Consider the following 14,326-nt stretch of genomic DNA (forward strand, 5'->3'; position numbering starts at 1 on the left):
TCCGTGGCGCGCGAGAGGTCGGGCAGGACCGCGCAGCACCTCGTTCTCGTGGCCCGTCTGCGGCATCTGCGGGAGGGTGCGGGTCTGTCGATCCCCCAGGCGGCCCGCCGTCTGGAGTGGCATCCCTCGACGCTGCGGCGGCTGGAGCAGGCGCGGACGAGTCTGGACGTGGGGCAGGTCTCCGCACTGCTCACCACCTACGGGGCCAGTGGTGCGGAGGCCGGCGACATCATGAGCCGGCTGAACACGGCGAACATGCCCGGCTGGTGGCATCCGTGGCGTGACGCGATGGACCCGTGGCAGATGGACCTGATGAGCGTCGAATCCGCGGCGAACTTCCTGCGGGTGTGGGATCCGGCCCTGGTCCCGCTGCTGCTGCGAACCCCCGACTACGCCATGGCCGTCGAAGCCACCCTGCGCCCGGAACTCGACGAGGCCGCGCGCAGGCGGCGCGCGGATCTGCTGGTGGAGCGTCAGATACGTCTGCGCGAGCAGCAGGCGAGGGTGTGGGCGGTATTGCCGGTGTCCGCGCTGCGCTGTCGGGTGGGCGGGGCCGGGGTGATGCGTGAGCAGTTGTCCTCGCTGCGGGAGGCTGCCGATCAGCGGGAGTTGACGGTGCAGCTGCATGCTGAGGACGCGCCGCCGCATCCGCTGACTGGGCTCCCGGCACTGAGCCTGTACCGGGTGGAGACCCCGGAGATCGCGGACCATGTGGTGCGTGAGGGCGGGCTGCCCGGGACCGCGGATGTATGGGACACCGACAGCCCGGTGCAGGAGTACCGGACGATGCTGGACGTGTCGTGCGTGATGGCGATGAAACCGACTCAGACCAGAGAGGTGCTGCAGGATGAGTACGCCCGGCAATCCGCGTGATCTGCCCCCGCAGATCGACACGAGCGTCGCGCACTCGGCCCGGGTGTGGAACTACTGGCTCGGCGGCAAGGACAACTTCCCGACCGACCGGGCGGCGGGCGACGCCTACCGCGAGCACTACCCGCTGATCGAGACGTTCGCCCGGGAGTCCCGGGACTTCCTGCGCCGGACGGTCACCTACCTCGCCCGGGACGCCGGCATGCGCCAGTTCCTCGACCTGGGCGCCGGGCTGCCGACGGCGAACAACACGCACGAGGTCGCCCAGCGGATCGCCCCGGAGTCCCGGATCGTCTACGTCGACCACGACCCCCTGGTGCTGCTCCATGTCCACGCGCTGCTGACCAGCAGCCCGGAGGGTGCGACCGCCTACGTCGAGGCGGACATGCGCGACACCGACGCCGTCCTCGAAGGCGCGGCCGCCACTTTGGACCTGACCAAGCCGGTCGCTCTGGTGATCTCCGACGTGCTGGGACACATCGTGGACTGGGACGACGCGCTGTCCCTGGTGCGGCGGCTGGTGGAGCGGCTGCCCTCGGGGGGCTACCTCGCGCTCAGCCACTCCACCGCCTCCGACGAGACACACCGCGCCGTCCAGGACGGCTACAACAAGAGCGGCGCGATCCCTTACATTTTCCGGGAGCCGGAGACCACGATCGCGTTCTTCGAAGGCCTGGAGATGGTGGAGCCGGGGATGGTGTCCTGGCCGAACTGGCGGCCCGACGCGACCACCGGCACCACCACGGCCCGGGCCGGCTGGGGTGCGGTCGCCCGCATCCCCTGACACCTCCTCACCCCCCGCACCGCCACGCACGGACACACTGGAAGTGCGTGGCGCCCGCCGCCCGCCCAGGCTTGAACCATGAGCAGCACCGCAGGCACGACGGAGACAGCCGACGCTGCTGAGTGGGACGGGCAGGACGCGGTGGGGCGGCTGCTGCGGGCGGCGACCCGGTCCGGCGCGGATCTGATCAGCGAGGCCGCGTCCGTGATCGAGGGGTGGGCGGTGCTGGCCGACCCGATCGCCGGGGCCGTCTACAGCACCCCCGCAACGGCCGCCGCCGACGGCGTCCACACGGCCGCAGCACCCCGGGAGCACCCGCACCGCGTCCTGCGCCCGGCGGCCGGAGCCGTCCTCGTCCTGGCCCCGGCGCCCACAGTGCCCGCCGACCGCACCGGCCTCGTCCTCGCTACCACCGCCGCCCTCCTGGAGGTGCGGGCGCGGCGCGCGGCCGAACTGCTGGCCGAGCAGATGCGGCTGCACACCACCCTCATCCGGCTGCTCCTGGCCGGTCACACCACCACGGTCACCGACACCCTGGGCGGCAACGGTCTCACGCACGTCACGGTCTACCGGCTGACCGGCCCCGACGTCCCCACCGCCCACCAGGTCCTGTGGCGGGCCGCCCGCCCCTCCCTCGTCCCCCACGCGGGCGCCTGCACCCTGATGGGCCAGCTCGATGCCGAACTCGTCGTCGCCGAGCTCCACCGGGGCGGTGACGACGGACGGATCCTGCGCCTGGTCTCCCGGGTGAGCGACCGGCACAGCCTGATCGCGGGAATGGCCGGACCGGTCCCCCTCACCGACCTGCCCACCGCCCACAGCGACGCGGCAGCCGCCCGCCACAGCGCCACCGCCACCCGACGCATCATCCCCGCCACCGCCACCGGAACCTCCGCACTGATCCGCCTCCTCCCCCCACACCCCTACACCTCCTGGGCGACGACGGTGCTGGACCCGGTGACCCCCGAGCACCGGCACCTGCTCGACGTGTGGCTGCGCACCGGCACCGTGAGCTCCGCCGCCGGGGCTCTCGGCCTGTCGGCCGGCACCGTAAGGGCCCGCCTCGGTCACCTCGCCGGCCTGCTCGGCGCGGACCTGCCCGACGCCTCCGTCCGGGCGTACCTGCTCCTCGCCCTCCGCGCGCCCACCGGCCATCACGACACCTCCGCGCCGGGCCCCTTCGTGCTGGGCACACTGCCGGCGGGGATTCTCGACACCGAGGCCGCACACACATGGGCGACCGGCCTGATCGGCGGTCTGGAACCGCGTCTGCGGATCGCGCTGGCCTGCTGGGTCCGGCACCACGGGAAGACCGCCCCGGCCGCGACCGAGCTGCACCTGCACCGCACCACCCTGACCACCTGGCTCAACCAGTGCACCGACCACCTCGGACAGAACCTCGACGACCCCACCGTCAGAACCGAGCTCTACCTCGCCCTGGAGGCCACACGAACACGTCCTGACGACCCGGCAGCCCTCCCCCGACGCGGCGGCCGAACCTACCGACGCCTGTAACCCCCGCCCACGGCGAGCGCACAGGCGGGTGGTCCGGGCGGTCTGCTCGCGCAGGGCCTGGCGGCGATCGGTGATGCGGGTATGCGGCCCTCCGTCGGCGAGATCATGTCGTGCAGGTCGCTCGTGGTCTGCGTCCCGGGCAGCTGTATCCGCGACGCAAGGATGACGTCCGGTGCCTGGACGAAGGACAGGACGCCCGCCGGTAGGACGAACGGCTTGAGGCCGACGACAGGGTCGCGGTGCGTACTGCGCAGCCGGGCCGGCGCGTTCCACATGTAGGCGCCTGGCCGTACGGCCAGGCAGCTGCGGCCTCGATGTCATGGTTCTTGTCCTGCCTGCTGCGCCTCATGCTCTCGGGTCTCCTCAGCTGGTGGTTGCGCCGACATCTCCTTGGTACGCCGGGGCCGGGGCGCAGTACGTGTCTGGATCACGATCGTCCCGCGCGGTGGCGCATCGACGTGGGAGGTCGTCCCGCCGAGCGGTCACGCGTGGGCGCGGGCCCTGGGCAAGCCTTCGTCGGAGAGGCTTGCCCAGATCTGCCTTCGGCTTGCCGGTCAGTTCCGCCAGCGGAGCAGGCTGCGGCGGAGCTCGGCATCGTAGCCCGTCCCGCGGTGCGGCCTGGCGGCTCCCGGCCGCACAGCGGGCTCGCCCGTTCCCGTCAGCGGCCGACCGGTTCGGGGAAGCTCCGACGGCGACGGTCCGGGTCCGCACACACCCCAGCAACCTCAAGACATCAGCCCTCACGTTCCCGGCTGTGGGAGCAGGCCTCTTCCCGTTCGCCGGTGTCTCAGGTGAAGTCAGAGAGGTGTCAGCATGCCGGGAGGCCCCCTTACGTGCGGTGTGAGCTGCGGTGATGGGCACGACGCTGGAATCGTTCACGGCACTGGCCGCAGCACTGGATTCCGGGCCGCCCGGAGGCTGCTCACCACCCCTTGTCCAGGTCGGACGCGGATCCGGGTCGGGCTGCCGGGCGCTGCTGGCGTACGTCATGTCGAGGCTCCTCACGCAGGTGGCGCGGGGGTCCGGTTGGAATTCCCCCGTCACTTGCTAAGGGCTGGCGAAAGCCAACGGTGTGACATCCGCCCGAGCACCGTTACCGAGCCGCAAGTGCCGGTTCCGTGGTTGAAGAGCGTGGACCATCCTCCGAGCCGCATTGCTCCGTCGATCGCCCAGGCGGTGGAGCGGCAGTCGCATGAACGCGGGCACTCAGCCTCTGGGTGTCCCCGGAGCCGGAGCCGGTGGCCAACGACCAGTCGACCCCTATCGTCCACTGCGCCGAAGGATGTACAGGGAGGTCGTCCGCGTGTACGACGCCCCTGACTGGTGGTCGGGCGAGCCTGGAAAGCACACGGGGTTGTCGATAGGAGTCGGCCCTACCGTCACCAGGAGCGCTATGACCGAGCTACACATACGACAACCCGCACCCACACCCACACCCACACCCACACCCACGATCGTCGGGGCCATGGGCCGCGCGTTGGCCGGCGGCCTGATCATGGCGGTGGCGATCGGTGTCGGCAACGGCCTCGGACCCGTACTGGCGGACGCCACCGGAGCCAGTGGCCTGGCCGCCCGGCTGATCGCTGCGGGCCTCGTCACCGTCGTGGCCGTGCCGTTTGTCCTGCGTCTGTCACACCCCCGGACGGTCGGCTTCGGTAGTCCGGGCGCGAGCCTACGGGCGTTCCTCACCGGCGTTGGGGTGACGGCCGCGGCGGCGGCGCTGGTCCTGGGCGCGGGCACGGCCGTGGGGCTACTCGTCTGGCAGGAGCTGGACCTCGTCACTCTGGTCGGCTTTCTCGTCACCAACGCCGTCGTCGCGTTCCTGCTTGAAGCCTTGCCCGAGGAGACGACGCTGCGCGGCTACACCTGGACATCGCTGCGCAGACGGTTCGGGCCCGCACTGGCGGCGTTCGGCACCACGGCGGTCTTCCTGCTCGTGCCGGGCACCTCGACGCTGGTGACGGTCGGCATTGCCCGGCTGGCCGGTGACGAGCCGGGCCACATCGGCATCGCCCCGGAGGGGCAGCACCCGGTCGATTACCTCATCCTTCTGACGGTGTTCAGCCTGACCCTGATCACCGCCCGTGCGGCCGTGGGTCGCGCCCCGCTGTGGGCGGCGATCGGCACGCACCTGACCGTCCTGACCGTGAACCGCATCATGCTGCAGGGCGAGGACCGCGACGCGGGCGTGACGGTGGAGCAGACGTCCGGTGACGCGGTGCTGCTCGTACCGCTGTACCTGGTGGTCGTCGCGATCACATTCCTGGTGTGCCGTCGGGTCACGCGTCGGCACACGCCCGGCGAAAAGTAGGCGGTCTCCGTTACCGGCCTGCTCGATGCCTGGCTCCTGGTCCGCGCAGAGGGCGGGACCGCCGTCCTGGCCGACGACGTCCGGTACAGCCTTCGCGTCACCGACGCCGACACCCCTGGCTACTGACAGAACTCATGGCAGAACCACTGACATCCGATGGCAGAACCCACTGACGTCCTTCTGGCAGACGACACCGGCGGGGCATTCGGCTGCGTGGGCGGGGCCGGGCGTATGCCTCACCGGTGGCCAGGACTCTGCCCACCTCGTAGCGATCGGCGGGCCGCTGGTTCTTCGAACCGGGCGGCCGGCCTGGGCCAGGACGGGTGGGTTTCGGTGCACGCGCTGGTGAGGGGGCCTTCGTGCGGAGGATCCTGAACCCGCGCCGAACCCGGGCGGGGGTGAGCTTGTTCGGTTCCGCTGGCCGCTCCCACGGGTGGCGGAGTCGGTGACCAGCGGCCGGGCAAGGCGGAGCTTGGTGTGCGCTGCGATCACCAGCCACGTCCAGCGGTCCGCCGCCGAGTCACGCAGGCGCGGACGGGTCCAGCCGAGGGTTTGCTTGAGCAGGCGAATCGTGTGCTCAAGGTCGAACCTGCGCAGGAACGGCTGCCAGCCCGGTCCACGTCGGCCGGGCTCGCGCCGGTGCGCGACCACCAGAGCGCGACCGGCAGCTTCTCGACGGCCAGGCGGATCACGGTGCCCTGGATGACTGGCAGTGGCCCGTCGTGCTCCAGCCAGGCCGCGCGGCGCGTCAGCCGCGGGTGGAGCCGGTCCCACGCCTGGGCACCGGCGGTGCCGTAGCGACGGGTGGCGGTCGTGGTCACCGCCTGTTCGTCGCACCAGGTGACGGCGTCGCCGAAGACGAACTCACCGCCGCGCTTGGGCAGCCGGCCCCCGGACGGGTTGGCCGGAGCGAACTCTGTGCGGGTCGGCGCCGGGCCACGCATCACCCGGTCCGAGCGGAGCCGGCCGAGGACCCGCACCGGTAGGTCGGCGAGCAGGTGGGCGATGCGCGGGCGCGTCGTAGTCGGCGTCCATCACCATCAGCACTTCCGGATCACCCTCCTTCCACCGCCCGGCCCCGATCAATCTGCCGATCACGTCGTGGAGTTGGGTGGTGGTGACGGCGGCCAGGTCGGCGCCGGGCGCCAGCCGCACCGCGTCCAGGACCGCCGTCCAGGACGTGCGCCCGGTCTCCAGCGCGACGACGAACGAGTACGGCCGGCCGGGGATCATCTGGTGCTTCGCGTCGCCGCGGCCGTAGGTGTGGCAGAACGACCGGCCGGGGCAGGTGGCGGCGTCTGGCCGCAGCCACGGCGAGACGTCCACCGCGAGCACCGGGCGGCCGTCGGCGGCGCGCGGCAGCGACAGCCCGGCCAACTCGGTCCGCAGCCGCTCGGCGTCCAGGCGGCGCCGGTTCAGCCCGCCGTACAGGGCTCCGCACCCGCGCCGGTGCTCGGGCGCCAGTGCCAGGTCCACCAGGGTCTTCACCGGCCCGTCGGTACACAGCACCGCGTCGGTGAACTCGACGGCGCGGTGGAGCAGCAGTTCCCCGCGGGAGGCGAACAGCTGGCCGGGACAGACGGAGTCCTGCGCGAAGCGGCGCATTTGCCCACCGCGCACCATCGCACATGGAAGGCGCCGGAAAATGGCTGCCCAGGCGCCTGAAAGCAGCTGATCCCGACCTCGGCCAACACCTACTCGACGGACACCTCACCCTGGCCAGACACGCTGACCCGACACCGCTGACGACCTCAGTCGGAGCGTTCGTCTGCAGGCTGCTGGGGATGCTGGGGATGCTGGGGATGCTGGGGAGCGTAGCGGCAGGGAGATCCAGGGGAAAGATGCACGCGACGCACTGGCTGCTGCCGAGCGGTGCAGTGGCAACCTGAGCGCCCTCATGTAGTCAGTGTCCGAGCTGGAAGCAGAGATTCGTCGACCAAAATTCTGGGAACGTCACGTCTTCGCGGAATCAACAACGACTCTTCATTTTCGAGACGATTTCACCCCTTGACCGCAAAAGCTTCGCAATTTCCAGATTGTCATCCAGGTCGGAGTAGTCCCCGCACTGGAGCCGTGGGGAATCGGTCAACCGCCCGCGCCACCGGCACGCGCAGCTGCCGTCGGTGTCGGCGGCATCCGCGGCAGGAGTGACGGCCTCGATCGCGTGCTTGAGAGTGATGTCCTCGTCCCGGCTGCCGGGCTCCGGCCTTTCTTGATCTTGCTCGGGCAAAGGGTCGTTTATGAGGATGACTCAATGACTCGTCCCCGGCGTAGATCGCGCTGGATTTGGTGAGTGGTGGAGCGGTGTACCGATGCTGACGCGGTGGTGGTCTTCGCGCGGGAAGGGCGGGGCCACGGCTGATCTCGTCGTACGCCGTTGTCGGAGGCTGCTGGCAGTATCGCCGCCGTGAACATCATCCGTACCACCCCACCACGGCCGTTCGACGTGGCCGCGGTCTTCCCTCAACTGGCCCCGCTGGCACGCACGACGACCCGGCTGCATCCCCGCCCCGGTTCTCCGTCGCCGTACGACAGTTCGGTCGGCGGGCCGCTGCTGTGGCCCGCCGGGCAGCCATGGCTGTACTGCGACAAGTGGCACGAGGGTCCGGTCTCCCCCCTTCTGCCAGTGGCGCAGCTGTACGTGCGCGACGTGCCCCTGCTGCGGCCGCCCGGACGGACCGATCTGCTCCAGGTGCTGTGGTGTCCCTCTGAGCACCCGCCGGAGCACAAGCCCACGACCGAGCTGTTCTGGCGAACCGCCGCCGACGTCACCCACGTCCTCGCCTCGCCGCCCGAACCGGCCGAGGCGCAGTACGGCTACACGCCGGAGCCGTGCGTGCTCGCACCGGAGCAAGTCACCGAGTACCCCAACTTTCTTGAGTTGGGCAAGGAGTTGCGGCAGCAGCTGAGTGACTGGAGCGCGTGGCAGGCGGCCGGCGTCGAGTTGGATGATTCCTATGAGGAACCGGATGAGTTCTACTCCGCCGAGTTGTCCGAAGCTCCCGGATGGAAGGTCGGTGGCTGGCCGCCGTGGGGCCTCACCGATCCCATCGCCCGGTTCTGCATCAACTGTGGCGCCACGATGAGCCCGTTGCTGACCATCGCCTCGGATGAATGCCGTGACCACAGAAGGGGTTGGGTCCCGTACGAGGACCAGGCCGTCGCCGTAATCGACAACGACAACGTGTCGAACCCGCCCGGTATCCAGGTCTCCGACGCGAATAATCTCCAGATCTACTCCTGCCCGAAGTGCTATACACATACCGACCTGATCCAATAGGCCAGTGCCGCAACGGGCGGCTGGTGTGCCCGCCACGGTTTCCGTGCCGACCCGGGCGCGGTCCTGGGTGAGGTAGGTCTACGTACAGGTCGGCCGCCCTGTGCAGGACGCCTTTGGGCATGAGGGCTGTCGGGCCTGCGCCGCCCGGTCTAACGACCTTGGGTGAAATTGGGGTCGGGGCGTGTTGGCCTGGTGGTTCGGCTGGTGGGTGATCAGCAGACGGTGTTGCGGGCGAGGACGAGTTCGGTGTTCGTCCGGCGGCGGGTCGGGCGTCGTGCGGAGCGGTCGGAGACCAGCGAGGCGATCGCGAGGTGGGTCTCGGCGTAGGTCTCGCGTCGGCCGGTGTACCGCTGGAGGGGGCGCCACTGCTTGTACTCGGCGTTGGTGTGCTCCACGCAGATCCGCGCCGGGGACTGGCGGCGGCGCATCTCGCGCCAGGCCCGCTTGTCCCCGTCGCAGGCGTCCTCGGCCGGCTTCTTCGGAGGGGCGCTGACCTGGCTGGGGAACTCCTTGGCCAGGCCCTGGTATCCCGAGTCGACCTCGGCCTTCACCCCCGGGTGCCGGCGGAGCTGGTCCGCGATGCCCTCGGTGCGCAGGGCGGTCTGGTCGTGCATCCGGCCCGGGCGGACGACACCGGAGAACAGCGTGCGGCCCTGCTGGTCGCTGAAGGTGGTGGTCTTGATCGTGTTCTGCTTCTTCTTGCCGGACACGAAGGCCTTGCGCCCCGGCCGTCCGGCGCGGGGGCGTCGGACCTGAACCTCGGTGCCGTCGATCCGCAGGTCCACGCCTTCAAGATCGGCGTAGGCGAACGCATCTTCCAAGGTCCGCAGCCTGACGCCGGGGCGGTCGGGCACGGCGAAGCCGCGGGCAGCGAGCAGGGGCCTGACCTGGCGGATCGCGGCGGAGACCGTGGAGCGGTCCACCCGGTACAGCTCGGCCAGAGCGGCGTGAGGCAGGCCGAGCCGCAGGTGGACGAGGGTGACCAGCAGCCGGTCGACGAACTCCAGCTTCGGCTTGCGCCCGGCCCCCTCCGCCCGGCGCCGTTTGTAGCCCCGCTGCCGGTCGAGCGCCGACTCACGCCGGGCCCACCAACGCGGCGACAACTCTTCGAGCAACTCGCCGAGATGTGCGCGAGAGACCCCGGACAGGGCAGGATGGGAGCAGGCCGCACGGCCCAGGTAAGCGTCACAACTCACCCAACCCGTGCGGCCCTCCTCACGTCACGGCCCCACCAACACCGGGGCTATTCATCCCCAGGCCGTAAGGGCTGTCCCGTAATCCCTGGCGGATCAGCGCGCGGCGTCAGATGCAGTGCATCGCAAGGCGGAGGGACGCCCGCATACTGGATGTATGCGGACGTTCCGACAACGCCGCGAGGTGCCGTAGCTGTCGTCGTGCGCCCGCCAGGGATTACGGGACAGCCCTTAGGTCAGAGGGTGGTCCGGGGAGTCGAGCCACAGAGTGTGTCCTCCGTCGCTGTGCACGGTCAGCCCGTGGCGGCCGACGCCGGGGCGGCCGTTGCTTTCCCAGGTCCTATACGCGACGGCGATCTCGGTCCACAGTTGGCGGGGTCCTGCTTGGGTGACGGTGAACTCGGTGGTGTGGATGCCGTCGAAGTCGACGGTCGCCCAGGACGTACTGGTCGTGTCCCCGACGCGGAGGCGTACGGGGACGTGCTCTCCGGTGGTGTCCCAGGAGAAGAACGCGCCGGTCACGGTGAGTCCGAGGTGGAACTCGGCGTCCAGATCCCCGCCGGCCACCGCCCACGGCGAGACCTCCGTCACCGACCTCACCTCCAGTATCGGGGCCGCCTGGCCGTGGTCTCCATGCGGAGTCGTCTCTTCGATGCTGGGCCGCATGGGCATGAAGGAGGCAAAGTCGTGAAACCGGCCCTCCGCGGTACCGCTCGCGCTGATGGTGAGTGCGAGGGTGCCGTAGCAGCACCAGGACGACGTCCACGGCGTCACGATCCGCCCGCCCGGGATGGTTTGGGCGAGCCAGGCGGGCGGCACCTGGTCGACGGAGAACGTGGACAGTACCAGCGCGTACGGCGCCGAGTCAGGCCAGCCCTTACCGGCGTCCCCCACCACCACGGCGGGCGCGTATCCGGTGGCCTCCAGGTTCCGCTCGCCCTGTTCCGCCAGTACCGGGTCCAGCTCCACCGTGGTGACCCTGCCTTGCCCGAGCAACGCACACAGCAACGCCGCGTTGAAGCCGGTCCCCGTACCGAACTCGACGACCTTGAAAGGCTGTTGCTGTGTCCACCCGGGAGGGGCGACATTGGCGAGCTGGAGCATGCGCAGCACCATCGAAGGCATGGATGCCGACGAGGAGGGCAGGCCGTCGCTGAACTGGGTGACCAGGGTCTGGTCCTCGTACGCTGCGGCCATCCACTCCCCCGGGTCTGCTGCCCGGTCGATGGGCCGGTACCCGCCCTGGCCATCGCGCACCCACACTGTCTCGGGCAGGAACCGGTGACGAGGCACCTCCCGCAGTGCCACGGCCAGTTTGTCGGACACGGGGTGTCCGAGCTGTTCAGCGATCTCTGCGAGCAGCCCCTGCGTGTTCACCGCTTGGGACGGTGAGTTCACCGCAGGTTACTTCGTGTCCGTGGCAGGAGGAGACGGAGGTGGGGGTGGAGGTGGAGGTACGGGGCGGTTCGGCTGGTGTCCGTCATCCCCGATCGGGGATCGGTGCTTGGCGATCACGACGTCCACGAGGCATCTCCTTCTTCTCGCCGGTCTTCAGGGTAGAGGTTCGGGGCCCGTCAGCGGGAGAACACCGACGAGCCCCGACCCGCACCCGGCCGCGATCTCGGTCAGCGGCAGATAGCCGGCGGGCGCGGCTCCGTCGTCGTTCTGCTCCGACCCCATGACGCCGCCGGACCACAGCCGGCTACGGGGTATCGGGGCCGCAGGCCGTTCCGGCACGCCGCCGGTTGTGCTCCACCAAGCTCTCGGGGTACGTAGCCCGTTGGCGACCCCGCTGGGCTCGGCGGTGCGGTGGACGGCGATGGAACCGCAGGCGAGGTCTTCGAGCGCCCGGAAACAGGGGACCTCGATGAGGGCCTGGCCTCAGGGCGAGCGTCGCCTGATGCGGCACTGGCTATGAGGGACGGCGTGTTGGGGCGGGGGCACTGCGGCGATCAAGTATGAGTGCGGCGAGTGCGGCGGTGAGGTAGGCGGCGGCAGCGGTGGAGAAGGCCCAGGCGTAGCCGGTGACCGTGTCGGCCTGTGTCGCGGCGACGGACATCAGTGCGGCGAGGCCGACGGTGGGTCCGAGTTCCATGGCGGTGTTCATGACGCCACCTGCCAGACCGGTCTGGTGCGGGGGTACTCCGGCGGTGGAGAGGACGGCTGATCCGGAGAAGACCAGGGATGTGCCCGCGGGCAGGAGTACGAGGCCGGGCAGGAGACCGGGGGCGAAGGCGGTGCCGGGGCCGATGCCGGCGAGGAGTGCGAGTCCGGTTGCGCCGATGAGGAGTCCGGCGGTGGTCACGCGGGCCGCTCCGTATCGTCCGACCAGCGCTCCTGCCGCACGGCTGGTCGCGATCAGGGCAACGGTGAAGGGTATGAACGCGCCGGCCGTCGCCAGTGGTGTCCAGTGGTGTTCCTGCTGCAGGTAGAGGGAGAGCAGAAAGGTCACCACTCCGGTTCCGGCCGATGCCAGCAGAATGCCGGCAAGCCCGAGGACGCGTGACGGCTCCCTGATGAACCCTGGGGGCAGGAGCGGCTGACCGGCTCGGCGCTCGACGGCGAAGAACGCTCCGAGGAGCACGATGCCCACGGTGAGGGGTACGAGCACTGCGGGTGAGGTCCAGGGGTGGTCTCCGCTGACGATCAGACCGTAGCTGCCGACGGAGATTCCCAGGGTAGCGAGCAGGGCCCCCGCAGGGTCGAGGCCGGGACGGGGCAGGGACGTCCCCGCAGAACCGGACGGGAGCAGCCGCCGCGCGACCGCCAGGGCGAGGACCGCGACGAGTACAGGGACGGCGAACATCCACCGCCACGACACCCAGGTGGTGATCGCGCCGGAGGTGACGGTCCCGATCGCCGCACCCAGCACGGACACGCCGCCCCATGAGGCCATCGCCCTGCCGAAAGCGGCCGGTTCGGGGTACAGGGTACGCAGCATGGCGATGGCTGCCGGGGCGGTCAGCGCCGCTCCGACGCCCTGGGCGAAGCGCACCGCCACCAGGGCCTCGAAGCCGGGAGCGAATCCGGCTGTCGCGGAGGCGAGTGCGAAGACCGCCAGCCCCGTCACGAGCATCCGTCGTCCGTTGTAGCGGTCCGCGAGTCTCCCTCCGAACAGGAGCAGCCCGCTGAAGGGCAGTCCGTACGCGGCATTGACCAGCACCAGGTCGGCCGGACTCAGGCCGAACTCGCGTCCGATGTCCGGCAGCGGGACGGCGATCAGGGTGATGGTGAAGATCAGTGTCGCCTGGACGACAGCGAGGACGGCGAACGCGGGAGACGTCCGGGGCTGTTCGCCGGTGCCCTTCCTCGCCCGTGTGTCGTCAATGCCGGCTGGGGGCACTGTCCGGGGGTAGGCATCCACAGGTTCTGGGGGCATGGCTCGTTTGTCCTTCGGTTCGGATGTTCCAGGGACTGTCCGGCACATGGCGTCGTCCGCCCGAAGGGCGGGGCCCGCGGGTATCCGGTGCGTGCGATCGCGCGGCGGAGGGGCGTCGTCGTACGGGACGTACGCGGAGGATCCCGGTAACGCGGTGAGCGTGCGTGCCGGACGTCGCAGGCCGGGCGGGATGCGCCGGACAGGCCCTACAGCGTTCTGGAACACGCTTCAGCGCGAGGAGGGCAAGGAGGTTGCCGGGTCGGTTGCCGTACGACGGTCCGCGACAGCCCTGTCGGTGTCCTCCTCCACCAGGTGGTGGTTGATGGCGAATCCGGCCGCCGCCGTACCGGCCGCGGTGACGACCAGAGCCCGCGGGTCGGCCACGTTACCCACACCCCGGGCACACCGGTGCGGCCCGAACGGTCCGTGATCACCCATCCGTTGTCATCCCGCTCGCAGCTCAGGCCCGTCAGCAGCCCGTTCCGGGGAGCACCTCGGCCCTGCCCACCTCCGACAGCGCTGCCGGAGACATCCCGTCCCGGGACAGAAAGCCCTGCATGTGCGCAGCCGGGGCGTTGCGCGGTTCTCCGGCATCCACCACCGCAACACGCCGCCGGGCCCGCGCCAGTACCGGCGCGGCGTTCAGCCCACCGGCCCCCGCACCCACTACCGCCACGTCGTACACGGCATCGTCCCGCGCATCGCTCTTCGTACCGCATTTGCCGATCACATCGTTCACAGTGATCACCTCCGCCTCCAAGGTGCAGTCACTGCCCACGCGCAGCAAAGTTTGTTGCTATTTCCGCAAGGGGGCACGCAATGGGCAAGGTGGATCGCTCATCGCCATCACCCGAGCCCTTCACCGAAGGTGGTCCCCGCCTCCAGCGCCCGTGCGCCGGGCTCGGCCGTACCCCTTGGGAGCACCGATCGAGACCACCGGGGAGCGTGCGGAGTCCGAGCGGACCCTTCGCACGTTCCACCTCGTCCACACCGA

Annotated in this window: 12 protein-coding genes and 2 pseudogenes; 6 read left to right on the forward strand and 8 right to left on the reverse strand. The window is 70.2% G+C overall.

Annotation, left to right across the window (positions count from 1 at the left end; all coding sequences use genetic code 11):
* The first annotated feature begins 3 nt into the window (after positions 1-3).
* From OHA98_RS20580 to OHA98_RS20590, 3 genes are all read left to right on the forward strand, one after another.
* Positions 4-873 carry a helix-turn-helix transcriptional regulator gene (locus OHA98_RS20580; protein WP_266930825.1) on the forward strand — a complete coding sequence of 290 codons (870 nt, stop codon included), beginning with the start codon at positions 4-6 and terminating at the stop codon, positions 871-873.
* Entirely contained in the window at positions 848-1,654 is an 807-nt protein-coding gene (locus OHA98_RS20585; protein WP_266928058.1) for an SAM-dependent methyltransferase, read from the forward strand. The genes OHA98_RS20580 and OHA98_RS20585 overlap by 26 nt, the downstream gene beginning before the upstream one ends.
* 78 nt (positions 1,655-1,732) lie before the next feature.
* A complete protein-coding gene (locus OHA98_RS20590; protein ID WP_266928060.1) occupies positions 1,733-3,169 on the forward strand; it encodes a PucR family transcriptional regulator in 1,437 nt (478 codons plus the stop codon).
* Here the strand turns inward: OHA98_RS20590 and OHA98_RS20595 are convergent.
* On the reverse strand, positions 3,154-3,444 hold the full coding sequence (locus tag OHA98_RS20595) for a hypothetical protein (RefSeq protein ID WP_266928062.1): 291 nt from the start codon (positions 3,442-3,444) through the stop codon (positions 3,154-3,156). The two genes, OHA98_RS20590 and OHA98_RS20595, sit on opposite strands and share 16 nt — an antisense overlap.
* 1,118 nt (positions 3,445-4,562) lie before the next feature.
* Between OHA98_RS20595 and OHA98_RS20600 the strand changes: the two genes are divergently transcribed.
* Entirely contained in the window at positions 4,563-5,480 is a 918-nt protein-coding gene (locus OHA98_RS20600) for a CPBP family glutamic-type intramembrane protease (protein ID WP_266928063.1), read from the forward strand.
* Positions 5,481-5,727: 247 nt separating this feature from the next.
* Here the strand turns inward: OHA98_RS20600 and OHA98_RS20605 are convergent.
* A pseudogene (locus tag OHA98_RS20605) lies at positions 5,728-6,995 on the reverse strand (NF041680 family putative transposase); the annotation flags it as partial.
* Positions 6,996-7,040: 45 nt separating this feature from the next.
* Here OHA98_RS20605 and OHA98_RS20610 point away from each other — a divergent pair.
* Positions 7,041-7,369: pseudogene (locus OHA98_RS20610) on the forward strand (hypothetical protein); the annotation flags it as partial.
* A gap of 524 nt (positions 7,370-7,893) precedes the next feature.
* Complete coding sequence (locus OHA98_RS20615) at positions 7,894-8,760, forward strand: hypothetical protein (RefSeq protein ID WP_266930827.1); 867 nt, start codon at positions 7,894-7,896, stop codon at positions 8,758-8,760.
* Between the two features lie 212 nt (positions 8,761-8,972).
* Here OHA98_RS20615 and OHA98_RS20620 read toward each other — a convergent pair whose 3' ends face one another.
* The 6 genes from OHA98_RS20620 to OHA98_RS42720 all read right to left on the reverse strand — a co-directional run bounded on the left by OHA98_RS20620 (position 8,973) and on the right by OHA98_RS42720 (position 14,110).
* Positions 8,973-9,875: a transposase gene (locus OHA98_RS20620; RefSeq protein ID WP_266928065.1), complete on the reverse strand. Its 903-nt coding sequence runs from the start codon at positions 9,873-9,875 to the stop codon at positions 8,973-8,975.
* A 309-nt stretch (positions 9,876-10,184) separates the two neighbouring features.
* A complete protein-coding gene (locus OHA98_RS20625; RefSeq protein WP_266928067.1) occupies positions 10,185-11,330 on the reverse strand; it encodes a methyltransferase domain-containing protein in 1,146 nt (381 codons plus the stop codon).
* 174 nt (positions 11,331-11,504) lie between these two features.
* Positions 11,505-11,690 (reverse strand): hypothetical protein, encoded by a 186-nt coding sequence (locus tag OHA98_RS20630; protein WP_266928069.1) that lies wholly within the window; start codon positions 11,688-11,690, stop codon positions 11,505-11,507.
* 175 nt (positions 11,691-11,865) lie between these two features.
* Positions 11,866-13,332, reverse strand: coding sequence for an MFS transporter (locus OHA98_RS20635; RefSeq protein WP_266928071.1), 1,467 nt, complete (start codon positions 13,330-13,332; stop codon positions 11,866-11,868).
* 228 nt (positions 13,333-13,560) lie between these two features.
* Positions 13,561-13,716, reverse strand: coding sequence for a hypothetical protein (locus tag OHA98_RS42715; protein ID WP_323179612.1), 156 nt, complete (start codon positions 13,714-13,716; stop codon positions 13,561-13,563).
* Between the two features lie 85 nt (positions 13,717-13,801).
* Complete coding sequence (locus OHA98_RS42720) at positions 13,802-14,110, reverse strand: FAD-binding protein (RefSeq protein WP_323179663.1); 309 nt, start codon at positions 14,108-14,110, stop codon at positions 13,802-13,804.
* Positions 14,111-14,326 lie beyond the last annotated feature (216 nt).

Origin of the sequence: Streptomyces sp. NBC_00654, assembly GCF_026341775.1 — a bacterium.
Classification (GTDB): domain Bacteria; phylum Actinomycetota; class Actinomycetes; order Streptomycetales; family Streptomycetaceae; genus Streptomyces.

Bases quoted from the DNA above. Each gene is read 5' to 3' on its own strand.
- OHA98_RS20595 (WP_266928062.1), bottom strand. From the start codon at position 3,444: ATGTGGAACGCGCCGGCCCGGCTGCGCAGTACGCACCGCGACCCTGTC.
- OHA98_RS20585 (WP_266928058.1), top strand. From the start codon at position 848: ATGAGTACGCCCGGCAATCCGCGTGATCTGCCCCCGCAGATCGACACG.
- OHA98_RS20635 (WP_266928071.1), bottom strand. From the start codon at position 13,332: ATGCCCCCAGAACCTGTGGATGCCTACCCCCGGACAGTGCCCCCAGCC.
- OHA98_RS20590 (WP_266928060.1), top strand. From the start codon at position 1,733: ATGAGCAGCACCGCAGGCACGACGGAGACAGCCGACGCTGCTGAGTGG.
- OHA98_RS20600 (WP_266928063.1), top strand. From the start codon at position 4,563: ATGACCGAGCTACACATACGACAACCCGCACCCACACCCACACCCACA.